This is a genomic window from Bradyrhizobium sp. SZCCHNS1022 (assembly GCF_032484835.1).
GTDB lineage: Bacteria > Pseudomonadota > Alphaproteobacteria > Rhizobiales > Xanthobacteraceae > Bradyrhizobium.
The window spans coordinates 325,493-351,055 of record NZ_JAUETT010000006.1 but is presented as its reverse complement, the minus strand read 5'-3'; the positions used below and the strand labels follow the sequence as shown (position 1 = coordinate 351,055).

Genomic DNA, 25,563 nt, shown 5'->3' with positions numbered 1-25,563 from the left:
ATACTATGAGTAAAGACTACGACGTCGCCGTCGTCGGCGGCGGACTGCTCGGCTCCGCCATCGCCTGGGGGCTCGGCCGGCTCGGCCAGCGCGTCGCCGTGCTCGACGAAGGCGACATCGCCAAACGCGCCTCGCGCGCCAATTTCGCGCTGGTCTGGGTGCAGAGCAAGGGGCTGGGCATGCCGGCCTATACCGGCTGGACCGTGCGCGGCTCGCAGGCCTGGCCGACACTTGCGGCCGAGCTGAAGCAGCAGACCGGACTGGACGTGGTGTTGCAGCAGAACGGCGGCTTCCATCTGACGCTGGGCGATGCCGAATACGAGCAGCGCAGTCAGCTCGTGGCACGCATGCACAACCAGGCCAGCGCGGCCGACTACCGGATGGAGATGCTGCCTGCCGCCGAGGTCAAGAAGATGCTGCCCTTGATCGGTCCAGAGGTCTCCGGCGGCAGCTTCTGTCCGTTCGACGGCCATGTGAATTCGCTGCGCACCTTCCGCGCTTTCCACACCGGCATGAAACAGTTCGGTGTCGACTATCTTCCGGAACGGCCGGTCTCATCGATCGCGCGCGATGGTGGCGAGTTCTGCCTGGCGACCGCGCAAGGCGAGCTGCGTGCGGCCAAGGTCGTGCTCGCCGCCGGCAACGCCAACCAGACGCTGGCGCCGATGGTCGGGCTGTCCGCGCCGATGGGACCGACGCGCGGCCAGATCATCGTGACCGAGCGGACCATGCCGTTCCTGCCGCATGCGCTGACGACGATTCGCCAGACCGACGAGGGCACGGTGATGATCGGCGACAGCAAGGAGGACGAACTAGACGATCGCGTGCAGAACCATCCGATCAATGCCGTCATGGCCGATCGCGCCCAGCGCATGTTTCCGCATCTGTCGCGGCTCAACGTGGTGCGCAGCTGGTCCGGCCTGCGCGTGATGCCGAAGGATGGCTTCCCGATCTACGACCAGTCGGAGACGCATCCCGGCGCCTTCGTCGCCTGCTGCCATTCCGGTGTGACCTTGGCCGCGAACCATGCCTTCGACATCGCGCGGATGGTTCAGCGTGGCGCGCTCGAGCCGGAGCTCGTCGAGCCGTTCTCGGCGCGGCGCTTCTCGGGCGACACCGCAGCGACCGGCAGCGGCTATTACTGACATCGATACGGCCGCGCGCGGCCAGGAGAATTGAGAATGTTCAAACGAACCGATGCTGACGGCAGGCCACCCGTGACGATCTATGTCGAAGGCGCGGCTGTGGAGGCGCGTGAAGGCGACAGCGTCTCCGCTGCGCTGCTTGCCTCGGGCCTTGATGCCCGCCGCGCCACTGCCGTCAGCGGCGCGAAGCGCCTGCCATATTGCATGATGGGCGTGTGCTTCGACTGCCTCGTCACCATCGACGGCGTCGGCAATCGCCAAGGCTGCCTCGTCCAGGTCGCGGAGGGGATGAAGATAGAGATCCAGAAGGGCAAGCGGGAGATCGGCCGATGAGCACGCCGAAACGGGATCAATACGACGTCGTCGTGATCGGCGCAGGCCCCGCGGGACTTGCCGCCACCGCAACGGCGGCCGGCGCGGGCCTGTCGACGTTGCTGCTCGACGAGAATGCCGGCCCCGGCGGCCAGGTCTGGCGCGCGATCGGTTCGACGCCGGTGAAGCGCGAGGCCGTGCTCGGCAGCGACTACTGGTCGGGGGCCGAGATCGCGAAGGCCGCGCGTGACAGCGGTGCGGAGATCATCCATCGCGCCACCGTGTGGAGCCTCGATCGCAATCTCGAGCTCGGCGTTTCCGTCGGCGGCGGCTCGGCCTTCATCAAGGCCAAGCGCGTGATCATCGCGACCGGCGCGCTGGAGCGGCCGTTTCCGATTCCCGGCTGGACATTGCCGGGAGTGATGACGGCGGGCGCGGCGCAGACCATGCTGAAATCCTCAGGCCTGGTGCCGGATGGTCGCACCGTCATTGCGGGGCAGGGCCCGCTGCTGTGGCTCCTCGCGGCGCAGATTTTGCGCCTGGGCGGCCGCATCGACCGCGTGCTCGATACCACGCCGCGCGCCAACTACCTGGCCGCGCTGCCGCACGCCTTTGCCTTCATGACCTCGCCCTATTTCATGAAGGGCCTGGCGATGATGCGCGAGGTGCGTGCGAAGGTGCCGGTGGTCAAAGGCGTTACCGAGTTTGCCGCCGCCGGCGATGGCAAGCTCGCGACCGTCAGCTATGTCGCTGGCGGCAAGCGCGAGACCATTCCGGCGGATCTCCTGCTGTTGCATCAGGGCGTGGTGCCCAATGTCAATCTGGCGATGGCCGCCGGTGTCGAGCATCGCTGGAACGAGCTGCAACTCTGCTGGTCGCCGGTGCTGGATCAGGACTGCAACAGCTCCGTTCCCGGCATCGCCATCGCCGGTGATGGCGCCGGCATCGGCGGTGCGCAAGCGGCGGTGTGGCGGGGGCGGATCGCGGCCCATGCTGCCGTTGTGGCGCTGGCGCCGCAGGCCGCAGCGAAGATGGCAGGGGTCGCCGATCTGCGCGCCGAGCGTGCGCGCGCTGAACGCGGGCGTAGGTTCCTCGACATCCTGTTTCAACCTGCCAAGCAGTTTCGCATTCCAAAGGGCGACACCATCGTGTGCCGCTGCGAGGAGGTCACCGCGCAGGATGTTCTGGACTCCGTGGCCATCGGTGCCACAGGGCCGAATCAGCTCAAGGCCTATCGCCGCACTGGCATGGGGCCGTGCCAGGGCCGGCTCTGTGGCCTCACCGTCACCGAGCTGATGGCAGAGGCGCGCGGCAAGACACCGCAGGAGATCGGCTACTACCGCCTGCGCGCGCCGGTGAAGCCGATCATGCTCTCGGAGCTTGCCGCTTTGCCAAAGAACGAACAGGCGACCAAGGCCGTGGTGCGCGGATGATCGTCAGGAAGGATGCCATCATCGTCGGTGGCGGCATCCATGGCTGCTCCACCGCGCTGCATCTCTGTCTCGCCGGATTGAAGCCGGTGCTGATCGAGAAGGATTATGCCGGCCGTCATGCCTCCGGCGTCAATGCCGGCGGCGTGCGCCAGCTCGCGCGTGATGTCGCGGAGATCCCACTGTCGATCCGCTCGATGGGAATTTGGGAAAGCATCGCCGATCTCGTCGATGATGATTGCGGCTTCGAGAGCCACGGCCAGGTGTTGGTCGCCGAGAACGAGACCGAGCTGACCGCGTGTCGCGCGCGCGTCGCCGACCTGAATGCGCGCGGCTTCATCCATGAGGAATTGATCGACGGCACCGAGCTGCGCCGGCTGGTGCCGGCGGTTGCCGAGAGCTGTCCGGGCGGCGTGGTGTCGCGGCGCGACGGCGCGGCACAGCCGGCGCGGACGACGACCGCGTTCCGCCGCAAGGCCGAACAGCTTGGCGCGATCGTTCATGAAGGCGTGCCGGCGACCAATATCCGCAAGGATGGCAAGCTCTGGCGCGTCGAAGTTGGGACCGAGAGCTATGCCGCGCCGGTGCTGGTCAACGCCGCCGGCGCCTGGGCCGGCCGTATCGCAGCCGCACTCGGCGAGCCGGTGCCGGTCGAGACCATCGCGCCGATGTTGATGATCACCTCACCCGTCGCCCATTTCATCGATCCCGTCGTGATCCTGCGCGGCCGCAAGCTCTCCTTCAAGCAGTTCAAGAACGGCACGGTGCTGATCGGCGGCGGCCATCTCGCCACGCCCTATCAGGACCGCAACGCGACCGTGCTCGACTGGCGCAAACTGTCGGAGAGCGCGCGCACCGTCGCCGAGCTGTTCGCGGTGATGCGCAACGCCACCATCGTGCGCGCCTGGGCCGGGATCGAGGCACGGATGCGCGACGATATCCCGGTGTTTGGCCCGAGCGCCGTTCACGAAGGCCTCTATCACCAGTTCGGCTTCTCGGCCCATGGCTTTCAGCTCGGCCCGGGTGCCGGCGCCGTCATGGCGGAGCTGATCGTCCATGGCGGCACGCAAACCCGCATCGGCGATCTCAGCATCGCGCGGTTCCGCAACTCTAGCCCTTCAACAACAGCATGAGGACATCATGACCATCACCCGCAAGATCCGCTCGGCCATCCATCATCGCATCGTCGAGGCCAACGGCTTCGTGTTCATCGGCGGCACCATCGCCGACGACACCTCCGTGTCGATGGGCGAGCAGACCCGCAACATTCTCGGCAAGATCGATGGCTTCCTCAAGGAGGCGGGCACCGACAAGTCGCGCGTGGTTAGCGGCCAGATCTTCGTTACCGACCTGTCGAAGAAGAAGGAGATGGACGCGGCCTGGACCGAGTTCTTCGGCGACGACCTGCCGACCCGCGCCACCGTCGGCGTCGCCGATCTCGGCGGCGGCGCGCTGATCGAGATCGTGGTCACGGCGCTGAAGGGCTGAAAGGCCCTCGGAAGCCGGGACGACCGCCACGCACGAAGCTGAAAAACAAGGGAGCGGATGGCGTTCGCGCCATCCGCTCCGACGATGCTTGCTATCCGGCTTGCGACCGGGATTTAGTCGCGCTCATAGTTGCCCAGCAGCTCCCGAATCTGATCCTCGACACGATCGCGGATGGAGTCGTAGTCATAATCACGGTCGCGGTTGCGATCGCAATCGACCTCGATCGGCTGGGCGGTCGCCGAGCGCAGCTTGCCGTGGATGTGACGGCTCTCCGTCGGCAGGTCGAGCGTCGCGCTGTCGCCGGCCGCGATGCGGCCCAGCGTCACGACCAGCTCGTCGCCGATCACGTTGTGGGTGTCGTCGATGGGACCGGAATAGGAGCCGGCTTCCAGCACGAGCTGCGCGCCGTTCAGCGCATATTGCGAACGGTTCTTCACCTTCAGCTTCAGCCCGCTGTCCTGGTAGACCAGCCGCACCGTGACCTTGTCGTCGAGATCGGGTTTTTCGATCGTCCATTTGTCGAGCAGAACGGACGGGCCGTCCTGGCTCGGCGTGACGACCTTGCCGGTCGCGGGATCCACCACGGTGTCCGGCACCGGATCCTTGACCGGATTGCCGTAATAATCGCGACCGTAAGGGGCCGGCAGCGCCGTGCTCGCCGAGGAGGTCGCAAGCAGCGGCTCGCTGATCTGATAGTGCGTCAGCCTGTTGCCGTCGACCACGACATGGCCGAACGAGAACACCTTGGCCTTGAAGTTGACCGTGATCTTCGCTCCCTTGCCGGCGCCGGCGATGAACGGCGACATCTCGGCGTTGGTCAGGTGGGTGTCGAGCCAGGAGGCCTGGCCCTGCGGGTAGCTGTTGCCGTCGCCCAGCACGACACTGCCGGTCGCGGAATCTTCCTGGTCCAGCCCGCGGCCGGAGCCGCGCGGGCTATCCTCGTCGCCGTCGAAGTCGCGGTTGCCGCCGGCGCCCTCGACCACGTGAAGCACGCCATCCGGCACGCGCCTCTTCACGCCGTCGAACACGGTGTCGACGGAGACCGCCTCCGGCCCGGTTGACGTCGGCACCGCCGCGACGGTCGCGCCGGCGCGCAGCGGACGTGTGCGCTGATAGTTGTGCTCATGGCCGTTGAACACGACGTTGACGCCGTGATCATCGAGCAGCTTGGTGATCTGGCGCATCTGGTTGTTGCGGAGCGTCGCATGACCGGAGGAGAACGCCGGATGGTGGTAGACCACGATCTTCCAGGTCTTGTCGGAGGAGTCCAGGTCCTTGATCAGCCAGTCACGCAGGATCTTCGGGTAGGCCGGGAATGCCGACGGCGCCTTGGCGTAGATTGCGGCGTAATCGACCAGGGCATTGAAGAGATGCGGGTTGGAATCCAGGAAGACGAAATGGGCATTGCCATAGTCGAACGAGAAATTGCCCATGTGGTCGATCTGGCGTTTCATGCCCTGACCGGTGTCGACCGCGGTCGAGGCACGGAAAGCTTCCGCTGCCGCCGGCGATGAGTAGTTGGTGCCGTTATAGGCGAACTTGAAGCCGGTCATGTCCGAGGCGTTGGTGTCGCCGTTCAGCACATAGGCAGGATCGACACCGGTCGGACCGTTCAGCGGGAAATAATAGAGATTGTAGTAGGCGAGCGCGTCGCCGCCGCCGGTCTGGCCCTGATAGCGTGCTGCGCTCGTGGTCGTCGCGAGCAGGTTGACGTAATCGCCGCTGCCGCCGATGTCGTGGTTACCGGCGACGATATAGTTCTGCATCGAGCGGATGAACGGCGCGCCCCGGTCGACGCTATCGACGTCGCTGTTCCAGACCGGCATCCAGTAGTCGCGGTAGCTCTGCTCCGAGCCGGTGTTGTAGACGTTGTCGCCGGTGTTGAGCGCGAACTCGCCGGCCGGTCGGGCCGGCTCGCCCGGCAGCGCGATCTTGCCCGAATTGTACATCAGGTGGACGATGCGGGCGAAATAGTCGGTGAGCATGCTCGAGTTGGCCTGGGCCGGGAAGAAGCCTTCGTCGCCCATCACCGTGAAGGAGAACTTGTTGCCGGTCTTGCGGGTCTGGAATTGCGCCTGGAAGCCGCCGGCGGGCAGGCCGGGGCCGGTGACACGGTAGGTGTAGGTGGTGTTCGGCTTCAGATTGCGCAGCACGGCGGTGTAGTTGGAGTGTGCGCCATAGGCGCCGGGCGGCACCGGCAGCGCCCGGTCGGCGGCGAGGTAATTGTCGACGACGCGCGCCTGAGGCTGCACGGCCGCGAACTGCTGCGGCGCGGCGGCGAACTCGACCTTGTAGGCCGACGGGTTCGGCGCGGTCTCGTCGGTCTGCCAGGCGATGACCACCTGGTCGCGGTTGCCGAGCGGGCCGAGATCGCCGGGCTGGATGTAGGGGGCGTAGGTGACCGTGGTCGCGAGCGCAGGAGACGCGAAGGCGAGCGCGACGAGCGAGATGGACGCAAGCGCAAGGCGCCGGCGTGAACCGAGAGCGGGCATCGATAACTCCTGAGGAGCGAAAACGGGAATCGGATGATGAGAATGCGCGAGAAATCGCGGGCGTGCTCTAGGGGCTCGGCGTCACCGGCCGATAACGACCTTACGAAAAGTTCATTAACTGCGGATGGCCGTTTAATGATGGATTCGTTACGCGCAGATGTTCGACAATTGGCGGTTGACGACGCGCCGGCCCGCTTCCTGCTTGTCTGATAACGGGTTGCAGGCGAGCTGCGGCGACCGCTGCCTGTTCGCAGATCGCAACCTTAGGCTGGCGCGGTTCGAGCGGAGGCGCTCGACCTTCTCTTCGACGAGAAGCCTATCGACGGCCGCGCAGTGCGCGCGGCGATACGCCGTAGGCCGACTTGATGGCGTGGGACAGGCTGGAGCTGTCGGGAAAGCCGTTGCGGAGCGCGATCGTGGTGAGCGGCGTTGCTCCGGACGGATCGTTCTCGATCTCCTGTCTCGCCTGCGCGAGCCGGACCATGCGGATGAACGCGGCGGGCGTCACTCCGTTGTCGGCGAAGCGATTATACAGCGAGCGGCGGGACAGGCCGAGGTCATGCGCCAGCCGCTCCGGTGTATAGCGGGGGTCGGCGATGTTCTGCCGGATCAGCTCGCGAGCCCGATACAGGCTCGGGGCGACTGGGTCCGACGCCGGCTTCACGATGCCGCGATTGGCGGAGCGGGTGACCAGCTCGAACAAGGACTGTACCGCGAGTTCGCTGGTGCTGTCGTGATTGGTCTGGCGCAACAGGGCCATGAAGCCGGCATGCGCCGCGGCTGCCGCGCTGCTGCAGCCGATGCGCAGCTCCTGCCCGCCGGCCTCGACGAGGTCGCGCCAGGCCGGATCGGCGCTGGGATGGAGTCTCAGCACCAGGCTTTCGTAATCGTCGCTGCCGGCCAGAAGACAATCCGAGGAATGGCGCGCCAGCAAGGCCTCGCCGGCCTTGATCGCAACCCTCCTGTCGCGGTCTTCAATGGCCATGCATCCGCTCAACAGCCAGACCAGCTTGATGCTCTCGCCGAATCCGAGCGCATCCGACTGCGCAGCCGATGTTTCGCCGGTCCATTTGCCCGAACGGATATAGGTGATCTGATGGGCGCCGATCCGGCTGTAGGCAATCTCGACGATCGAACGCGGCGGCGCGTCGAACAATATGTTCGGAAAGGCTTCAGCGAGCATGTCACGAACCTGGTGACCGCCATGGGGCAGGGTCGTTACAGCCGGTGCCGTTCGATTTGACGGCGAGCAGACAGACCCGGCAGCAGAAATGCGGGCACGTTGTTCGAGCATAGGCGACCTGATTCACGCAGTCGATGACGGCATAGGTCCGAACCGTTGCCTCAGTTTTGATCAACCGACAAGCCAATTCCATGCGAGGCTGAGGTGCGTGGGCAGAAGGAACCCGACCGCGAAGGGGTGGCGCGGCGTCGAAAAATGCACGCCTCGACAATCCGCTGCACGAGATGACAAGCGGTCTTGCTGGCCCCGTGATCAATCCGCCGGAGTGCAACCTCGAAGAGGCGGCGATGATGTATCATGACCGGCGTTGCCTGCAGGATCTGCCGGACCGCGCTGCCGGGTGGGGGACTTCGGAAGCAAGGGCCGATTTGCTCGACGATGCCGTGATCGTGAGCGACGATGGAGATTTCCGTGATCGCGTCATCTCGTTTCTCGACGGCCGCGTCCGTAGCGTCTGGTCGGCACAGCGGTCGGACCAGCTGGCGTCACTGCTGAAGAGCCCGCTGCTTGGCTTTCTGCTGATCGATCTCTGGCCCATCGTTGCGGACAGGGTGGACCAGCTCCGCTGGATCAGGTCGCAAGTCTCCATCCCCATCATCGCGACCGGGACCGAGCTCGATACCGCCGATCGCATTCTGGCGCTGAAGCTTGGTGCCGATGCCTGCTTTGCGAAGACCGGCGACTTACAGGAATTGTGGGCGATCGCGCGCGCCTTGTGCCGTCGCGAGTGCCTGGCGCGTCAGGCTCACGTTCCCGCCGGCGAACGCGGTGTCGATCGCTTCAACGGCTGGACGTTGAACCGCATGACGCGTGCGCTGATCGATCCCGAAGGCAAGGCGGTGAAACTCAATCGCGCCCAGCACGCGCTGCTTGCGGCGTTTCTGGCGGCGCCCGGACGAACCTTGACGCGGCTCCAGCTCTTGCAGGCGACGCGCCTGCGCGCGGATATTTCCGACCGGAGCATCGACGTTCAGGTTCTGCGGCTTCGGCGCATCCTTGAGCGAGCATCCTCCTCGGGGCCGATCATCGCGACGGAACGCGGCGTCGGCTACCGGTTCGTCGCGTCCGTCCGGCGCGACGACGAGCTTCTGCAGGTGCCGCGCTGAGCCTGCATCCGCCAACGATGGCGTGAACTTCGGACAAAAGGTACGAGCGTAGCGCCGCAACACTACGCCTTGTTCGACAGGAAGCCTCGCAGGATCCAGTTGTAGCTTTCCGGCTGCTCCAGCATCGCCAGATGTCGCGCATGGGGCATGACCACCAGATGCGCATTCCTGATCCCACGTTGAAGCGTGAGATGGCAGTCGAGCGTCACCTCGTCCAATTCGCCGGTGAGCACCAGGGTCGGGATGTTGATCGCGGCGAGCGCGCCCTCCCGGTTCCAATCCCGCAACGTGCCGGTCATGGTGAATTCGTTGGGGCCATTCATCGGCGCGTAGGTTTTCGAGGTCGAGATGTTCTCGATCGTCTTCGCAAAATGGGGAGAGGGCGGGGTGTCGTGATAGACATGCGCATCGAGAAAGGCCTGCACGATGTCTTGATATTCCAGCGTGTCGGTCTTGCCGGCCGCTTCGAGCTCACGGCGCCTGGCGTCGAGCCCGCCGGGCATGGCCGCGAGCAGCTGCGCGGCGCCATCCGCGAATTGGCGCGCCGAAGCGGATGTTCCTGCCAGCACCAGGGCATCGACCTTGGCTTGATTGCCGTGCCGAGCGAGATACTCCAGCGCCAGCCATCCACCCCAGGAATGCCCATAGAGAATGACGCGATCCAAGCCGAGATCGGCGCGCAACAGGTCGATCTCCTGCACGAAATGGTCGATGTGCCAGAGATCGGCCGCATCGGGCTTGTCCGAGCGGCCGCATCCCAGCTGGTCGTAGAAGATCACGGGACGCTGATCGGCGAGCCTCGCCAGTGGCTCCAGATAATTGTGTCCGGCGCCGGGGCCGCCGTGTAGCAACAGCAACGGGGTGCGCGAGCTTGAGCCTTCGATCTTCCACCAGATCTTGCCGCGGGCGGTCTGGGTGTAGCCCTCGCGCGAAGGCGCGATCACGCTCGCAACCACGGCAGCCGCAAGCGGCAGGCCGGCCGCGCCCCAGAGAAGCTCGCGTCGCGTCATGGACATCACCGGCGGACCTCCGGATGTCGGATGCCATCCGCGGCCAAGGCGGCCGCAAATCGGCTTGAACTGCTGCGCATGGATGCCATGCCTTCTTCAGGTGTCGTTCGTCTTCAGGGTGTTGTGGCGGGTTACACCGAGGGACGTCGCCTCCATCACATCGTTTTTATTGGCCGAGGCGGTCGCCGCTGGCGAACTGGCTCGGCGCGCGTGACACGGCGCGACCTGATTTGATTCGATGCGAGGTGCAACTTAGTGCGCGTTTGGCCGCCTGCAACCCGGATCGAATTACGGCTGAAACATATCTCGCGCATTCCCGGCATGCTGATGTCTTGGAGCAACGGTCCGAGAGCTGCGCTCGGAAGGCGACGTGCGCGCGCCTCAGATGTCATGGCCGCACTTTACGCCGGCAACCGTTTTGTCGGGCGCTGAAATCTGGCGGTAGCCCATGCGATCCGGAAAGGCTGCTCCAGCACGATCGAGATCTGCCGATGATTCAGACGCCGCACGAGATCCCGATCCGCCAGCCTAAGGCCGCGCCGCACGACATGCCGTTCATGTATCACCTCGCCTCGACCTCCAGGAAGCTGTCGGCCCAAGCCGAGCGGCCCGTGTCGAACCGATAGCGCGCGCACTGCGAACGGAGAGGATTCCATGCACAGCCTGGTCAAGACCTTCCTGCTTGCTGCGTTGCTCAATGGCCGCGCCGCCCTGTCCCAGACCGTGACTCAGACCGTGGTGCCCGGTGCTGCCCCGTGACCTCCGTGACGATGTCGGCGACGTCGCGGCCGCATGTAGCTCCGCTGCCCGCGCCGATTGGCCACCGCCAGCCGAGCGTGAAGGACGTCGTCTACGACGAGTCCGGCATCGAAGCGATCGATAGGGAGAGTGCAGCGCTCGACCGCAAGCTCAGGATCTGCCGGGGATGCTGAGCGCAGCCCCGGCGGCTGTCCCGCCGGGGCAGTTCGGGTCTCACGGTCCGTATTGCGGGGCCGGCATCTCGTTGAAGTCGTGTCCGTCGGGGACGCAGGTGAAATTCGCCGCGATGCTGGTGCTGCCGCTGCCATTATATTTCGCGACCTTGGGATAGACGCAGAGCGGCCGCGTCATCTGTACGCCCGACGACGGCGTGTCGTTGACGAACTTCGTCGCAAGGATCGTCTCCGGCGCATCCGCGTGCTCGACCCAATTGACGAGCGGTGTCAGCGCGTCGAACACGTTCGGTCCCGGGCCTCCCGAGCAGTGATACATGCCGGGGACCATGAACAGGCGCGCATAGCTCTGGGTCTCCTTGAGGGCAGGGTCGTCCCCCAAATGCGCCGGCTGCGCGAAGGCACGGCCATTGCGCACCAGCGTATTGAAATAGTTGATGCTGGCTTGCGATGGCAGCAGTGGGTCGGCCCAGCCGTGATACATCAACAGCTTGCCGCCATGTTCGCGGAACTCGCTTAGATCCGTGCTGGTCGCGTTCAGGACGGGCGCGAGCTGCTCGTCCACTCTTCCGATGTCGTGGTGGAAGTCGAAATTGGCGAAATTGGTCGGGCTGGTCGGAATGCCGAAGCTCGCGCCATAGACCCAATAAAACAGGCCGTCGAAGGCCGGCTCCGGAAGCTGCTCGGCGAACACGAGCCCGAGCGCCAGAACGTTGTCGGTCTCGCTGCCGCGCGCAGGACCGGGATTGATGACCTCTCCGGTCACGGGATCGACGGCGCCGAGATAATAGTTGCGCATCGTCGTCACCTGGTCGGGCGTGAGGCAGGCGGGCGGCGCCTCGCCGCCTTTACATTCCAGCACCTTGGGATCGAAGCGACAGTCCCGCGGATCGGTCAGGAACGCGTCCGTCTTGGCGCCGCCGTCGTGGCCGGCGCATTGCGCGAGCACGGCCTTGTTGATGACAGGCATCTGCGCCGGCAGCATGAAGCGCGTGGCGCTCGCATGCGTGTCCTGCCACACCGACAGCGCCCACATGTGGAGATGCGTCCGGTTGAATGCGGCGGCTCCGGCGACGATGCCATCGTAGTCATGCGGGAAGCGCTGCGCTTCCATCAGCGCATTCTGGCCGCCGGTCGAGCATCCCGCGAAATAGGCCTTGTTCGCAGCCCGCGGATAGAACGCCTTGACGATCTCTTTGCCCCTCACCGTCATCAGGTGGATCGCGCGGTAGCCGAAATCCTTGATCCGTTCCGGATGCCCGAACAGGCCGGTCGACGGGTTGGCCGGATCGCCGAACGCGATGGCGAGGGCGTTGCCCTTGTTGCCGTCGGAGCCGCAGAACAGCGGATTGCAGCCGGAGGAACCGGTGCCGAGATCGGTGTTGGCGACCGCGTAGCCGGTCTGGATGCTGGTGGCGAGCTCGGAATAGGTGATGACGCCCTGATAACCGCCGCCGCCGGTGCCGAGGAAGCGTCCGTTCCAATTGTTCTCCGGCAGCCAGACCTCGATCTTGATGTTGGAATCGGCGGTCGGCGTCAGCGTCGCGGTGACGCGGCAAAACGGCGGCAGTCCGGTGATCGGCGTGGAACCCGGCGGCGTGAACGTGCCGCCGGTGACATCGGTTGCCGAGGTGATCGTGGTGTGCATGAGGTTGAGCGTCTGCAGATTGGTGCAGGGCGAGGCAGCGGCGGGCGTAGCTATGATCGCGACTGAGGCGAATAGGCCCAGCGCCGCAGCGACGAGATCGGGTCGATGCATGGTCGTCCTCCCGGATTTCGTTATGGTTTTAAGGACGCAGGCTAGCTGCGTCGCATAACCGGCTGATGACGATCGGAGGTTGTGCGATGCGGCACGCTGCGCCGGCCACGCTTGCCGTCCCGCAGGGTCGAGGGGTAAACAATCACAACCGGTCAGCTCAGCAGCTGCCCGACAGGTCTTGGGCCTGCTGGTCATGATACGCATGATCGTATCGCGTCGCCGCCCGACCTCAGGAGAGCAGCATGAGCTACTACTTCGCCAAGACGGTCGATCTCCCATTTCAGCAGGCAGTCGATAAAGCGATCGCCGAACTCAAGGCGCGCGGATTTGGCGTGCTGACCCGGATCGATGTGCAAGCCACGCTGAAGGAGAAGATCGGTGCCGACTTGCGACCTTATGTCATTTTGGGCGCCTGCAATCCGAAGATGGCTTATCAGGCGCTGCAGGCCGAAAACAAGATCGGCACCATGCTTCCATGCAATCTCGTCGTGCAGGAGATCGATGGCAAGACCGAGGTCGCCGCCGTGGATCCGGTGGCGTCCATGCAGGCCATCCAGAACAATGCACTGGCAACGATCGCGGGTCATGTCGCCGGCGAGTTGAAGGCTGTGATCGAGGCGATCTAGCTTGCGGCCTGGTCGCTCGTTGCGAGACGGGCGGCCGCGCTGTTCAGCATGCAGCGACGTCGCGTCATCGCACGGTCAGTCGGGAATGCTCGACAATTAGTTCGCCGCGCTTCTCCATCTGCGCGAGCGTGCGATAGAGCGCCTCGTGGGTCAGTCCGAGTTCTGCCGCCCAGTCCTTCTTGGATTGTTTCAGGTCGATCGCACCTCGCTCGCCCTCGGTCTCGATGAAATGGAGGATGCGCTCCCTTGCCGTCTTGAGGCTTAATCGTTCCGAATGAGCGCGCACCCTGCGAAGCTCGCGCGCCAGATGGGCAATCCACCCGTCGCGGAACGCCTCGACGGATAGCGCCTTGCTGAAGGCCCCTCGCGGGATCGCCAGCACGGTCGAGGGCTCCGCGGCAATCGCGCCACAATGGTAGGCCGGCTGATCGATGCTGGCTTCGGCGAGAAAGCCGCGTCGCGTCCGCTGAAGGATGGTCTCTCCGCCGGAGCTTGATCGGCGGACAAGCCGCACATCTCCTGAAAGCACGAAGAACATGGCCTTGGGATGGTCGCCCTGGTTGAATACCGAAGCATGGCGCGGGATATCGAGCAATCGCGTCACCCGCCGGGCAGGTCCGGGCAGCGCAGCCAGCACGGGCGATCCGAGCGTCAGGGACTTCCAATCGAGGACTGGAGCCGCCCGGGTCTCGTTCGGGGTTTTCTCGATGGGCATATGATCGTGATCATATGCGAGGCGTCGTCTCGTTGCTATCCTTCAAGCCGTCCATCGGGAAAATTCGTCATGCGCGCTAGACTCGCTCTCCTGGTTTCGGGGACGCTGGTTCTGTCGGTCGGATATGCCGGCGCCCAGCATCAGATGCATCATGACCATATGGACCACGGCTCGTCCGAAGCCGACGCGCGCGAGTTCGTCAGGTTTCCGCCGGAGCTGGTCGACCACACCACCGCGAACATGCGCGATCACCTCCTCGCGCTCCAGCAGATCAACGACGCGCTGGCCCGCAACGAGCCGGAGACGGCGGGAAAGATCGCCGAGGAGAGGCTGGGCATGAGTTCGTTGCGGCTGCATGGAGCCGCTGAGGTTGCGAAGTTTATGCCGCAAGGCATGCAGGATGCCGGAACAGCGATGCATAAGGCGGCCAGTCGCTTTGCCATCGAAGCGCAAAACGCCGCAGTGGCAGGCGACCTGAAGCCCGCCCTCGGAGCGCTCGGCGAGGTCATGGCCGCCTGTGTGAGCTGCCATGCCAGCTATCGCCTGAAATAGCGCAGTCCGCTATCGGCCGGGCGGCGGGCACGCGCTTGCAAGCGTTGGGTGCCGTTCTCGCACATAGATCAGACCGCGCGCCAGCGGATTGCCTCCGTCATACGTCTTGCGCAACCGCGGGCGCCACGATCGCATCGGCACACGCATTGTCACATCCTCGGCCGGCCACTATGAAAGTCATCCGAGCCAAAGCGGCACATGTTCTGCGTCGCGCCCCCCATCGAGAAGTCCGCCATGCACCTCTCCCACGATCCCGCCGCGCCCGCGGCGCCACAGATCTCCTTCGACCAGTTTCTCGCCGTCGATATCCGCGTCGGCACCGTCGTGGCGGCCGAGCCGTTCCCGGAAGCGCGCAAGCCGGCCCTGAAGCTCTCGATCGATTTCGGCCCGGCCATCGGCATCAAGCGCTCGAGTGCGCAGATCACGCAGCATTATGACCCCGCGACGCTGATCGGCCGGCAGGTCGCGGGCGTCGTCAATTTTCCGCCGCGACAGATCGGCAAGTTCATGTCGGAGGTGCTGACCTTGGGCTTTCCGGACGAGCAGGGCCATGTGGTGCTGTTCGCGCCCGATCAGCGCGTCCCCAACGGCGCCCGCCTTTTCTGATCCTTCAACCGTAAGTCACAAAGATCGTGGATACTACTGTCGCTCGTGCTAACCTGCCGCTCTCCAGTGTCGGCTCACGCATGTCTCTAAGACAGTTGCACCTGCTGCAATCCCCGATGGGCGGCACCTTGGTGCCGGGCGGCGCGACGTTCCGCGTGTTCGCGCCGCACGCCAAGGCGGTCTATGTCTCCGGCGACTTCAACGATTGGGCCCAGGACGACAGCTGTCGCCTGGCGCCGATCGGCGCCGGCTTTTGGGCGATCTTCATCCCGGGCTTAAGGGACGGCGATGCCTATATGTACTTCATCGAGGGGACGGGTTCGGCTGGCTACAAGCGCGATCCGCATGCGCGTCTTCTCACCGTCGAGCCGCCGTTTCCGTACTGCCGTTCGGTGCTGCGCAATCCGTACGCTTTTCCCTGGCATGAGGTCGATTTCAAGCCGCCGGCCTTCAACGAACTCGTGATCTATCAGCTCCATGTCGGCACTTTCGACATGAAACCAGGCAATCCCGACGGCTGTTTTCTCGATGTGATCGAGCGGGTGCCGCATCTCGCTTCGCTCGGCGTCAACGCGATCGAGCTGTTGCCGATCCAGGAATTCCCGACCGCATTCAGCATGGGCTACAACGGGACCGACCTGTTCAGCCCGGAAACGGAATATGGCGAGGCCGACCCGGCCCACCTTGCGGGTTACCTCGCGCGCACCAACGACATCCTGGTGAAGGCGGGGCAGGCGCCTTACGAGAGCGCGGACGTGCTCCGCCATTGCGACGACCAGCTCCGCGCGCTGGTCGATGTCTGCCATGTGCACGGCATCGGCGTGCTGTTCGACGTGGTCTACAATCACGCCGGTGGCGGCTTCGACGAGAACAGCATCTGGTTCTTCGACCGCCAGCCTTACGGCAACGCCAACGACAGCCTGTATTTCACCGATCAAGGCTGGGCCGGCGGCCAGGTGTTCGCTTACTGGAATGCCGACATCCGGCAGTTCCTGGTCGACAATGCGCTGTCGCTCTATCGCGAATATCGCATCGACGGCCTGCGCTTCGACGAAGTCAGCGTGATGGACCGCTTTGGCGGCTGGGCCACTTGCCAGCAACTGACGGCGGCGCTGCGCGCCGAGAGGCCGGAGGCCATCCAGGTCGCGGAATACTGGCCGGTCAATCCCTGGGTGGTGAAGGACCATGCCGAGGGCGGCGCCGGCTTCGACGCAACCTGGAGCGATCGCTTGCGCGAGAGCGTGCGCGCGGCTGTTCACGCTGCGGCCGGGGGCGCGACCGCGCCGGTCGCGATGCAGGCGATTGCCGAAGCGATCGCCGACGACAGTCTTGGCAAACGGGCCCGCGCGGTGCATTCGATCGAGAACCACGACATCGTCTATGCCGGCCGTGAGCCGCGGATCGCGCGGCTTGCCGACGCGCTCTCGTCGCGCTCCTGGTATGCGCGCAGCCGCAGCCGCGTCGCCACGGGCCTGCTCCTGACCGCGCCGGGCATCCCCATGCTGTTCATGGGCCAGGAGCTCCTGGAGGAGAAATCGTGGAGCGACACGCCGCATCCCGACACCCAGATCGCCTGGGCGCGGCTCGACGGCGGCGATGAGACGACGCTGGATTTCCTGCGCTTCACCCGCGAACTGATCGGCCTTCGGCACAGCCTGAAGGCGTTGTCAGGCGAGGGCAGCGCGATCGTCCATGTGCATGATGGCAACCGCGTGCTCGCCTTCGAGCGCTGGGCGGAGGGCTCGGATGACGTGCTGATGGTGGTCGTGAGCCTGAACGAGACCGCGTGGACCGATTATGCGATCGGCTTCCCGGCCGGCGGCGCGTGGCACCTGGTGTTCTGCAGCGAGGATTATGAAGAGGGCGCCCATCCCGCGGAGAACCGCGAGGTGATGGCGGAAGGCCCGCCGATGCATGGCCGGCCCTGCTCGGCGCACCTGACGATTCCCGCCAATGGGCTGTTGGTGTTTGCGCGGGGGTGATGGCCGTGGCCGTGGTTTGCAGCCGTCACACGATCAGGCGGCCCTGACGTTCGGCAAGCGTAATCGTGGCCTCGGCGCCGGAATTGAAGTCGAGCCGGTCGGCCTCGATGCCGTCACTGAAGATGACGCCGTTGTCCGGCATCAGCGAGCGCAGCCGCAAGCTCTCATCCGCGCCGAGGCTGCCGCAGACCAGGCGCGTTTGCGAACTCCGGCTCGGGAACGGCTCGCGCACGGCAAACCGCAGCTCGCGCGCGTCCCAAGGCAGGGCGTCATAATGGGCGCTCGCGGACGGAGCGCCAAAACTGCCGGCGATCGCCAGCGAACCGGTGACGATGCTCTTGAACCAGGCGGTCGAGCCGAGGCCGGTGGCGACGATCAGGCCGCTGGAGGATTGACGCTCGCGCTCGCCCCCGGTCGCGATCTCGTAAACGGCAGAGACATGCGAGCGCGCGCCGATGAAAAGGTCGTTGACGGCGTACAGCGTCTGGCCGTCGGAGAGACGCGCCTTCGCCATCGTCACTGCCTTCGCCGCGCGCTTGTCAGCCGCGACCTCCGGCAGCAGGGTAGGGAGGTCGTTCGGCTTGAACGGCAGCAAAATGCCGTCATAGCGGCCGGCGTCAGGGTTCAGTCCGATCAGCGGCTGGCCCTCGAGATATTTCATCGTGTTGGCGACGACGCCGTCCTGGCCCAGCGCCACCACGATGTCATGGGGGCCGAAGAGAAAGTTGGGCAGGAAGCCGCGGTCGATGATCTGGTAGCGGCCCCATTGCTCCAGCGTCTGCACCGCACGGAGCCGTGCGGACCGATAGACCTCGTGCTCGCGTTCGTAGTCGGAGAAATCGGCGCCGAGATGCTCGACATAGAACTTCGCCTGCCCGGCGGTGAGGAACCTCGCGACGAGGTCCTCGAGCCGCGTCTTTCTGACGACCAGCACCACCTTGCGGTCATTGGCGGCGGACACGGGCGGCCTCCCGGTCGATCTGGGCGGGCTTGTCCATCAGCGCGTTCAGAAGCTCCGGCGAGACGTTCAATTGCCCGATCTTTTCGGCCTTTTCGGCAAGGCCAGAGAACGCCTGCGCGATCAGCTGCCCCGGCTGCATGCCGCTCGCAGCGAGCGCCTGGATGACCCGGGTGTCGACGCCCTCGAAGATCTTCATCAAGGCGCCTACCCGGTAGGCCTCGGCATCGGCGAGGGTGCGGGTGTTGGTGGCGTTGAGTTCGACGAAATCCCTGCGCCGGCCTTCCAACGCGATGTCGGCGACCATGCCGGCCTCGCGCAGCTCGTTCTGCTTGGCCGCGACGCTGGCCTCCGCATCCATCTGCGTCTCGCGGATCGCGCGCTTTTTCTGCTCGACTGCAATATCGGTGTCGAGCTCGCTTTCGCGGATCGCGCGTTCCTGTTCGACGGCAAAATTGCGCCGGGCGAAGATCGCCTCGTCGGCGGTCTTCAGGATCGCCTCGCGCGCTTCGGCCTCCAGCGCCTTGGCGGTTTCGGGCGTCGGCTTCACCGCGCGCACGGAGACGGCGAGGATTTCCAGGCCGAGGGCCTCGACATCGGCGCGGCTCTTGAGGCCGTTTGCGATGGTATCGGCGATGTGGTCGGAGGCGCGCAACGCTTCTTTCAGCGTCATCTCCTTCACCGCCTGTTGCGCCAGCACCTCCACCGCACCGAGGATGCGCTGCGGCAGCTTCTCGGGATCGTCGGATTCATAGGTCTTGCCGTCCGCCCTGAGGGTGAAGTTCAGCATCGCGGCCGCCTTCCTCGGCTCGTTGATGCGGTAGGTGACATGGCCCTGCACGGTCAGGGTCTGAAAGTCGCGCGCGGTTTCCTGGAAGATGAAGGCGGCGTCGCGGCTGCCCACCGGGATCGCGACCAGCGAGGTGACCGGGCCGTAATAGAAGGTGGAGAGGCCGGCGCCTTCCTGGGTCACCTGGCCGGCGCGGTATTTGAGCAGGTAAGTCGTGGGCTGGGCCTTGATGAAACGAATGCCGAACATGGCAAGCCTCCTATAAGTGCGTCACACCAACTAAGTAAGTTGGACAGTACAACTAAGCATGCTATTGTCAAGCGGCAAGCGAAGGGAGTCAGACGTGGCCGAGAAGCCGGGACAGAAGGCGCAGCAGGAGAGAGGCCGGACAGCGGCGGGCTTGGACTTCCCGCGGCCCCTGACCACGGTGGACGTCGTGATCTTCACCATCCAGGCGGACGCGCTGCATGTGCTGCTGGTTCAGAGGGGACAGGGCAACAGCGAGCCGTTTCCGGGGGGCTGGGCGCTGCCCGGCGGCTTCGTCGATGTCGCCAAGGACCGCGATCTCGAGGCCTGTGCCGCGCGCAAGCTGAAGGAGAAGACGGGCGTCGCCAGTCCCTATCTCGAACAGCTCGGAAGCTGGGGCAGCGCGGCGCGCGATCCGCGCGGCTGGTCGGCCACACACGCCTATTATGCGCTGATGCCGGCCTCCGTGGCGGAGCGCGCGCTGGCCGCGGATGCGCAATGGTTTCAGATTCTCGGAGAGCGAGTCAAAGTCAAGCTCGCCTTCGATCACGACGAGATTCTGGCGGCCGCCGTGCAGCGGCTGCGCAACAAGGTCGAATACACCTCGCTTCCGGCCTATCTGATGCCGGAGGAGTTCACCTTGCCGGAGCTGCAGCGCACCTACGAGATCGTGCTCGGCCGGCCGCTGGAGAAGAGCGCATTCCGCACCCGCATGCTGTCGGCGGATCTGATCGAACCGGTCGCGAAAATGCGCAAAGGACCGAACCGGCCGGCGCAGCTCTACCGGCTCAAGGCGGCGAAGACGCCAGTGTACTTCACGCGGACGTTCAATCCGCCGGAATGATCCTTGCCGGCGGCGTGATGATCGTTCGGCAACAGAGCGTCCGATCCGAGGTCAAACCATCCGGCCGGACGCTTGCGAGGCGATGAGAGGGGAGATCGCTATCCAGCCGGTTCAGGCCGAATAGTCCAGCACCAGCGAGGTGCCGCTCGTGCTCGACGAGGTCGAGCCGTTCGCGCCGTAGGATGACGAGGAGGCGTTCTTGTTGGCATCCTGCAGGGCAGCCAGCAGCTTCTTCAACAGATCCGCGATATCCGAATCCGTGCTCGACGATGACGACGAGGCCGTGCTCGAGCTGGTGCTGGCGGAGTTGTCACTCGTCTGGGCCGCGGATGCGCTGCCGGGACCGGCTGAGAACGCGCTGGCGAACACGTTCTTCAGCTCGCTCGCCTGATCGGAGGTGAGCTTGCCGCTCGACACCTCTTTGTCGATCAGGCTGTCGATCTTGGACTGCATGTCCTGCGGCGATGGCGGCGCGCTGGAGCTCGTGCTGGACGACGAACTGCCGGCGCCGCTTTTCAGCGCGGAATCGATATCGTCGAGCGCCGAGGATAACGCGGTCTGGTCGGACGAACTGACCTTGCCGGAGGAGACCTCCTTGGCGAGCTCCTGCTTCAAGAGGTCGAGCGGCGAATAGGCGGTAGTAGAGGCAGCAGAGATTGACGTCATGGCTTGCTCCCAGGTCAAACATCAAAGCCTGTGAGCAGGTAAAATCGCCCGGAATTAACGGGCTCTTGCGCTGTGTTTCCCGATATGTACTGGCGCCGGTCACACACATAATGAAGCAATAAAGTCCGGCGCCTCCGTGGATTTACGTGCCGCTCGACGCGCTGGCACCTTCCCGGCGAGGCGTTTTGCATCCGCCGACCGAATCAGCCGAATCGAACTGATTCGCGATATGCACGCGAACATGCGTGCAAAGCCATGTCGGCTCTCTTGCGAGCCCGGCATATGAGGATGATGATACCTTGTAACTAACAAGCGCGTCCCCTTGCGCGCGGAAACGATGGCGGCAGACAGAAAATTAACACTGATCGCGAACTAATTGCCCGTCGGAAAATCCTGACCGCAAATGGACATAAGCATGAAGCTGCTCGCCGGCCTTTCGATCCGCATCATTCTCGGTTTCATCATCGGGGCACTTGCGTTGCTCTTGGTCGGGTGTCTCGGAGTGAACCTGGTGGAATCCTTCGGCCGCTATCGCGCCGCCCAGCGCGTTGCGCAGCTCGCCGCTGCGGACCAGCAATTGTTCGCGACGTTGATCGGCTTCCGCATCGAACGTGGCACCTTCCTTGCGACGCTGGTCGCCGATGGCGCGGCTGATGCCGCTGCGGATGCGCGGATCGCAGCCAACCGTCAGGTTTCGGAGAGCGCTTATAGGAACGTGCTCGAGGCTCTGTCCGGTCTTGCCGATCCGAGGCTTGCCAACCGGCTCGGCGCGCTGGGCGCGGCGCATGACCGTCTTGCGGCGTTGCGCCCGGATGCCGAGCGAGCCATCCATCTGCCCAAGACGTCGCGCGATATGCAGGCCGCCGACGCCTTCCGCAAGGCTGCGCAGGATTATCTCGACGGCATCCTCGTCTTCGCCGCTGATCTCGAAGAGACGCTGAAGCTGGTCGACCCGGTGGTCGACCAGATGGTCAACATCAAGCAGTCTGCCTGGGCCGCGCGCAATTTCGGCGGCCTGTTTGCGGTAAGGATCGAGAACGCAGCCGCCTCCGGCAAGCCGTGGAGCCCGGCTGAGATCGTGGCGGGCGCCGAGGATGTCGGCCGGCAGGCCCAGGCATGGAGCCAAGTGCTGGTGGCAGCGGCGCGACCGGATGCGCCGCCTGCGCTGCTCGACGTGGTGAACCGCTCCAAGCAGCCGGATGTGCAGGCGATGGCCGCGCAGCAGGCCGCCTACGTTTCTGCGCTCCGTAACAACCAGAGGATCGACGTCACATTCGCCGACCTCTCGAAACTCAATACCGCCATCCTGAACTACAGCGTCGAAGCAGCCAATGCCGCGCTGGCGGAAATGGTCGCTGTCGCCGGGGCGCAGATCAGTGCGGCGCGCCAGGGCCTCGTCGCCGCCAGCGTGACGATGCTGGTCGCGATTTCAGTGGCGGTTACGGGTCTGCTCGTCGTGCAACGACGCATCTCTGCCGCGATCCTGGACCTGACGGCTGCGATGCGACGGCTCGCCGACCGCGACTATGCAGTCGAGTTGGTCGGCCTCGATCGCAGCGACGAGATCGGCGAGATGTCGCGCACCGTCGCCGTGTTCAAGGAGAGCTTGATCGCGGGCGATCGTCTGGCCGGTGAAAAGGAGGCCGATCAGGAACGCAAGGAACGGCGCCAGAGTGCGGTCGAGAAGCTGATCAAGGCGTTCGAATCCACGGTGACGACATCGCTGCGGACGCTCGCCTCGGCTTCGACCGAGTTGAACGCGACCGCGCAATCGATGTCGGCGATCGCGGACCAGGGGCGCTCGAAGGCCTCGTCGGTCGCCAACGTGTCGGAACAGGCGTCCGGCAACGTGCAGATGGTTGCAGCCGCCACGGAGGAGCTCTCGGCCTCGATCAACGAGATCAGCCGCCAGGTTTCCGAATCCACCGCGATCGCCGGTGCTGCCGCGACGCAGGCCGAGAAGACCAATGAGCAGGTTCGTGCGTTGTCGGACGCCGCGCAGCGCATCGGCGATGTCGTGGCTTTGATCAGCGGCATTGCCGAGCAGACCAACCTGCTCGCGTTGAACGCGACGATCGAAGCGGCGCGTGCGGGCGAAGCCGGCAAGGGTTTTGCGGTGGTGGCGGCCGAGGTGAAGACGTTGGCGAACCAGACCGCGAAGGCGACCGAGGAGATCATTGCGCAGGTCACCGATATCCAGGGCGCCACGCGCTCATCGGTCGAAGCGATCCAGGCGATCAGCAGTACGATCCAGCGCGTCAATTATATCGCCTCGGCGATCGCGGCCGCCGTAGAGGAGCAGGGCGCAGCGACACGTGAGATTGCGCGCAATGTATTGCAGGCCTCCGAAGGCACGACCGAGCTTTCGCGTCATGTCGTCGGCGTCTCCGAATCCACTGCCGATACCGGCCGTGCGGCCGGCGAGGTGCTGGACTCGGCAAGCACATTGGCGCTGCTGGCGGCGGATCTGCGCCGCGACGTCGATCAGTTCGTCGGGCAGCTGCGCGTGGCCTGAGCCGGGACGCGCTTCGTCCGCCCTGCGTGCACTCTCGGCGCTTCCAGCTCCGGAGGTCAGTCCCGCACAGCGGGATGGCGGCATGCCGACAGCGCAGTGCTCTTGCTCCAAAAATAGTGTATCGCGAGAGGCTTCGCGGAGAACGCTCGCTGTTCCCGCGACAAGGAATAAGACTCTCGGAGGAATGTTCATGTCGGCGCTGCCGCTCTCTGGCATCAAGATTCTCGATCTCACGCGCGTGCTTGCAGGACCGTTGTCGGCGCAGATGCTGGCAGATCTCGGCGCCGAGGTGATCAAGATCGAGCGGCCGGGCACCGGCGACGACGCCCGCGCCTTCGGCCCGCCTTATCTGCCGGACCCCGAAGGCAATGCGAACAACAACAATTCCTTCTATCTCTGCGCCAACCGCAACAAGAAGTCGGTCACGGTCAACATCGCCTGCAAGGAAGGCCAGGACATCATCCGCGAGCTGGCCAAGGACTGCGACGTCTTCATGGAGAACTACAAGGTCGGGGATCTCAAGCGCTATGGTCTCGACTATGAATCGATCCGCGCGGTCAATCCCGACGTGATCTATTGCTCGGTGACCGGTTTCGGCCAGACCGGCCCTTACGCGCCGCGCGCCGGCTATGACGCGATCTTCCAGGCCATGGGCGGGCTGATGAGCGTCACCGGCCACATGGACGGCGAGCCCGGCGCGGGGCCGATGAAGGTCGGCCCGTCGATCGTCGACTACATGACCGGCATGAACACCTCGATCGGCATTCTCGCCGCGCTCTACCACAGGGACGTCAAGGGCGGCGGCGGCCAGCACATCGACGTCTGCCTGTTCGATACCGTGATCGCCTCGCTGTCGCATTACGCGCAGATCTATCTCGTCAACGGCAAGTCGCCGCCGCGCCGCGGCACCTGGGGCAATGGCGGCATGCCGGCCGGCGTATTCCGCTGTTCGGACGGCGAGTTGATGCTGGTGGTCGGCAATGACGCGCAGTTCGCGCGCACCTGCGCCGTGCTGGGCGCGCCCGAGCTCGCGACCAACCCGAAATTCGTCAAGAACAACGACCGCGTTGTCAACGGCAAGGAGATCATGGCGATCTTCGCCGGGCTGTTCCTGAAGAACACCGTGCAGCACTGGCTGGACGAATTGGAGAAGGCCGGCGTCCCCTGCGGGCCGGTCAACGATTTCGCCCATGTCTTCGCCGATCCGCATGTGCGCTCGCGCGGCATGGAGGTGAAGGTCAACCATCCGTTCGAGCCGCATCTGTCGCTGATCCGCAACGCGCTGACCTTCTCGGAGACTCCGGTCACCGACTATCGCGCGCCGCCGCTGCTCGGCGAGCACACGCAGGAGGTCCTGTCCGGCAAGCTCGGCTATGACGCGGACAGGATCGCCGCGCTGAAGGCGAGCGGCGCTATTTGACGCTGGCGGCGGCGCGGCCCGTGGCACGCATGCCGGGGGCTGCGGCGCTCGTCAGCGCCATCGCGGCGACTTTGACCACGCGCTCGATCACGGCCTCGACATCGTCGACATCGCATTTGCCATCGGACAATTTGGTCAGCCGCTCGCTGTCGCGCACGGTCTGCTGCGCCATGGCGAGCGCGAAGTGCAGCCCCCAATAGAGTTCGACCTCGTCGCAGCCGGGCAGGGCGCGCGCCATCGCCGCGATGAATTTGCGCAAATGGTCGATCTCGCGGTTGCGGATGCGGCGGATCGGCGGCACCGACTCGATATTGACGCGGATCATGAAGCGCGCCGCGGTGGAGCGCTGGTTCTCCGGCCCCAGGCAGCCGCGCAAGGTTGGGCCGACCAGGGCGCGCAGGATGTCGTGGATATCGGCCCGCCCGCCGCCTTCCTGCTCCGCCGCCCGCAATTCGCGCAGCCGCGCACGGTTGAGCGCGATCGAATGCGTCACGAACAATTCCGCGATCAAATCGTCCTTCGAGCCGAAATGATAGTTCACCGCCGCGAGGTTGACGTTCGCCTCCGCCACGATGTCGCGCAAGGTGACGTCGGAGAAACCGCGCTCGGCATAGAGCCGCTCGGCCGCGGCGATGATGGCGGTTCGGGTCTGATCGCTGGCCATGGGTCAGCCCTCACTTTTTTCTCAGTCCGCCGCGCGCATGAGAAGGCGATAACGGCGCGGAG

24 protein-coding genes are annotated in these 25,563 nt (G+C 64.9%); 15 read left to right on the top strand and 9 right to left on the bottom strand.

Annotation, left to right across the window (positions count from 1 at the left end; genetic code table 11):
• Positions 1-5: 5 nt before the first annotated feature.
• Genes QX071_RS29770 through QX071_RS29750 form a run of 5 tightly spaced genes read left to right on the top strand, consistent with a single transcriptional unit; the run spans position 6 to position 4,375 of the window.
• Positions 6-1,145: an FAD-dependent oxidoreductase gene (locus QX071_RS29770; protein WP_315705593.1), complete on the top strand. Its 1,140-nt coding sequence runs from the start codon at positions 6-8 to the stop codon at positions 1,143-1,145.
• A gap of 36 nt (positions 1,146-1,181) precedes the next feature.
• On the top strand, positions 1,182-1,478 hold the full coding sequence (locus tag QX071_RS29765) for a (2Fe-2S)-binding protein (protein WP_315705594.1): 297 nt from the start codon (positions 1,182-1,184) through the stop codon (positions 1,476-1,478).
• A complete protein-coding gene (locus tag QX071_RS29760; RefSeq protein WP_315705595.1) occupies positions 1,475-2,890 on the top strand; it encodes an NAD(P)/FAD-dependent oxidoreductase in 1,416 nt (471 codons plus the stop codon). Before QX071_RS29765 ends, QX071_RS29760 begins: the two co-directional genes overlap by 4 nt.
• Positions 2,887-4,020, top strand: a complete 1,134-nt coding sequence (locus QX071_RS29755; RefSeq protein WP_315705596.1) for an FAD-dependent oxidoreductase — start codon at positions 2,887-2,889, stop codon at positions 4,018-4,020. The genes QX071_RS29760 and QX071_RS29755 overlap by 4 nt, the downstream gene beginning before the upstream one ends.
• A gap of 7 nt (positions 4,021-4,027) precedes the next feature.
• Positions 4,028-4,375 (top strand): RidA family protein, encoded by a 348-nt coding sequence (locus tag QX071_RS29750; RefSeq protein WP_315705597.1) that lies wholly within the window; start codon positions 4,028-4,030, stop codon positions 4,373-4,375.
• A 113-nt stretch (positions 4,376-4,488) separates the two neighbouring features.
• Here QX071_RS29750 and QX071_RS29745 read toward each other — a convergent pair whose 3' ends face one another.
• Together QX071_RS29745 and QX071_RS29740 are read right to left on the bottom strand one after the other, a co-directional pair.
• Entirely contained in the window at positions 4,489-6,867 is a 2,379-nt protein-coding gene (locus QX071_RS29745) for a metallophosphoesterase family protein (protein WP_315705598.1), read from the bottom strand.
• A gap of 316 nt (positions 6,868-7,183) precedes the next feature.
• A complete protein-coding gene (locus QX071_RS29740; protein ID WP_315705599.1) occupies positions 7,184-8,050 on the bottom strand; it encodes an AraC family transcriptional regulator in 867 nt (288 codons plus the stop codon).
• A 284-nt stretch (positions 8,051-8,334) separates the two neighbouring features.
• Between QX071_RS29740 and QX071_RS29735 the strand changes: the two genes are divergently transcribed.
• Positions 8,335-9,216 (top strand): winged helix-turn-helix domain-containing protein, encoded by an 882-nt coding sequence (locus QX071_RS29735; protein WP_315705600.1) that lies wholly within the window; start codon positions 8,335-8,337, stop codon positions 9,214-9,216.
• Between the two features lie 62 nt (positions 9,217-9,278).
• Here QX071_RS29735 and QX071_RS29730 read toward each other — a convergent pair whose 3' ends face one another.
• Positions 9,279-10,232, bottom strand: coding sequence for a proline iminopeptidase-family hydrolase (locus tag QX071_RS29730; protein ID WP_315705601.1), 954 nt, complete (start codon positions 10,230-10,232; stop codon positions 9,279-9,281).
• Between the two features lie 485 nt (positions 10,233-10,717).
• Between QX071_RS29730 and QX071_RS29725 the strand changes: the two genes are divergently transcribed.
• Positions 10,718-10,852, top strand: coding sequence for a hypothetical protein (locus QX071_RS29725; protein ID WP_315705602.1), 135 nt, complete (start codon positions 10,718-10,720; stop codon positions 10,850-10,852).
• Between the two features lie 129 nt (positions 10,853-10,981).
• Entirely contained in the window at positions 10,982-11,158 is a 177-nt protein-coding gene (locus QX071_RS29720; RefSeq protein WP_315705603.1) for a hypothetical protein, read from the top strand.
• A gap of 40 nt (positions 11,159-11,198) precedes the next feature.
• On the opposite strand, the gene QX071_RS29715 is transcribed toward QX071_RS29720, so the two are convergent.
• Positions 11,199-12,917, bottom strand: coding sequence for a tannase/feruloyl esterase family alpha/beta hydrolase (locus tag QX071_RS29715; protein WP_315705604.1), 1,719 nt, complete (start codon positions 12,915-12,917; stop codon positions 11,199-11,201).
• Between the two features lie 242 nt (positions 12,918-13,159).
• On the opposite strand from QX071_RS29715, the gene QX071_RS29710 reads away from it, so the two are divergent.
• Entirely contained in the window at positions 13,160-13,543 is a 384-nt protein-coding gene (locus QX071_RS29710) for a DUF302 domain-containing protein (RefSeq protein WP_315705605.1), read from the top strand.
• A 64-nt stretch (positions 13,544-13,607) separates the two neighbouring features.
• Here the strand turns inward: QX071_RS29710 and QX071_RS29705 are convergent, their stop codons facing one another.
• Complete coding sequence (locus tag QX071_RS29705; RefSeq protein ID WP_315705606.1) at positions 13,608-14,258, bottom strand: Crp/Fnr family transcriptional regulator; 651 nt, start codon at positions 14,256-14,258, stop codon at positions 13,608-13,610.
• Positions 14,259-14,417: 159 nt separating this feature from the next.
• Between QX071_RS29705 and QX071_RS29700 the strand changes: the two genes are divergently transcribed.
• From QX071_RS29700 to QX071_RS29690, 3 genes are all read left to right on the top strand, one after another.
• Positions 14,418-14,810, top strand: a complete 393-nt coding sequence (locus QX071_RS29700; RefSeq protein ID WP_315705607.1) for a hypothetical protein — start codon at positions 14,418-14,420, stop codon at positions 14,808-14,810.
• A gap of 234 nt (positions 14,811-15,044) precedes the next feature.
• Positions 15,045-15,416, top strand: a complete 372-nt coding sequence (locus QX071_RS29695; RefSeq protein ID WP_315705608.1) for a tRNA-binding protein — start codon at positions 15,045-15,047, stop codon at positions 15,414-15,416.
• An 80-nt stretch (positions 15,417-15,496) separates the two neighbouring features.
• Positions 15,497-17,398 carry an alpha amylase C-terminal domain-containing protein gene (locus QX071_RS29690; RefSeq protein WP_315705609.1) on the top strand — a complete coding sequence of 634 codons (1,902 nt, stop codon included), beginning with the start codon at positions 15,497-15,499 and terminating at the stop codon, positions 17,396-17,398.
• 25 nt (positions 17,399-17,423) lie between these two features.
• Here the strand turns inward: QX071_RS29690 and QX071_RS29685 are convergent, their stop codons facing one another.
• The gene (locus tag QX071_RS29685) at positions 17,424-18,359 is read right to left on the bottom strand and encodes a sugar kinase (protein WP_315705610.1); all 936 of its coding nucleotides are present in this window, start codon (positions 18,357-18,359) and stop codon (positions 17,424-17,426) included.
• Complete coding sequence (locus tag QX071_RS29680) at positions 18,343-19,395, bottom strand: SPFH domain-containing protein (protein ID WP_315705611.1); 1,053 nt, start codon at positions 19,393-19,395, stop codon at positions 18,343-18,345. Before QX071_RS29680 ends, QX071_RS29685 begins: the two co-directional genes overlap by 17 nt.
• 94 nt (positions 19,396-19,489) lie before the next feature.
• Here QX071_RS29680 and QX071_RS29675 point away from each other — a divergent pair, with 94 nt between their 5' ends.
• The gene (locus tag QX071_RS29675) at positions 19,490-20,236 is read left to right on the top strand and encodes an NUDIX hydrolase (RefSeq protein ID WP_315705612.1); all 747 of its coding nucleotides are present in this window, start codon (positions 19,490-19,492) and stop codon (positions 20,234-20,236) included.
• A gap of 111 nt (positions 20,237-20,347) precedes the next feature.
• Here QX071_RS29675 and QX071_RS29670 read toward each other — a convergent pair whose 3' ends face one another.
• On the bottom strand, positions 20,348-20,902 hold the full coding sequence (locus tag QX071_RS29670; protein ID WP_315705613.1) for a hypothetical protein: 555 nt from the start codon (positions 20,900-20,902) through the stop codon (positions 20,348-20,350).
• Between the two features lie 415 nt (positions 20,903-21,317).
• Here QX071_RS29670 and QX071_RS29665 point away from each other — a divergent pair, with 415 nt between their 5' ends.
• Together QX071_RS29665 and QX071_RS29660 are read left to right on the top strand one after the other, a co-directional pair.
• Positions 21,318-23,417, top strand: a complete 2,100-nt coding sequence (locus QX071_RS29665) for a HAMP domain-containing methyl-accepting chemotaxis protein (RefSeq protein ID WP_315705614.1) — start codon at positions 21,318-21,320, stop codon at positions 23,415-23,417.
• Positions 23,418-23,607: 190 nt separating this feature from the next.
• Positions 23,608-24,837 carry a CaiB/BaiF CoA-transferase family protein gene (locus tag QX071_RS29660; RefSeq protein WP_315705615.1) on the top strand — a complete coding sequence of 410 codons (1,230 nt, stop codon included), beginning with the start codon at positions 23,608-23,610 and terminating at the stop codon, positions 24,835-24,837.
• Here the strand turns inward: QX071_RS29660 and QX071_RS29655 are convergent.
• A complete protein-coding gene (locus QX071_RS29655; RefSeq protein WP_315705616.1) occupies positions 24,830-25,501 on the bottom strand; it encodes a TetR/AcrR family transcriptional regulator in 672 nt (223 codons plus the stop codon). The genes QX071_RS29660 and QX071_RS29655 overlap by 8 nt on opposite strands.
• Positions 25,502-25,563: the final 62 nt, after the last annotated feature.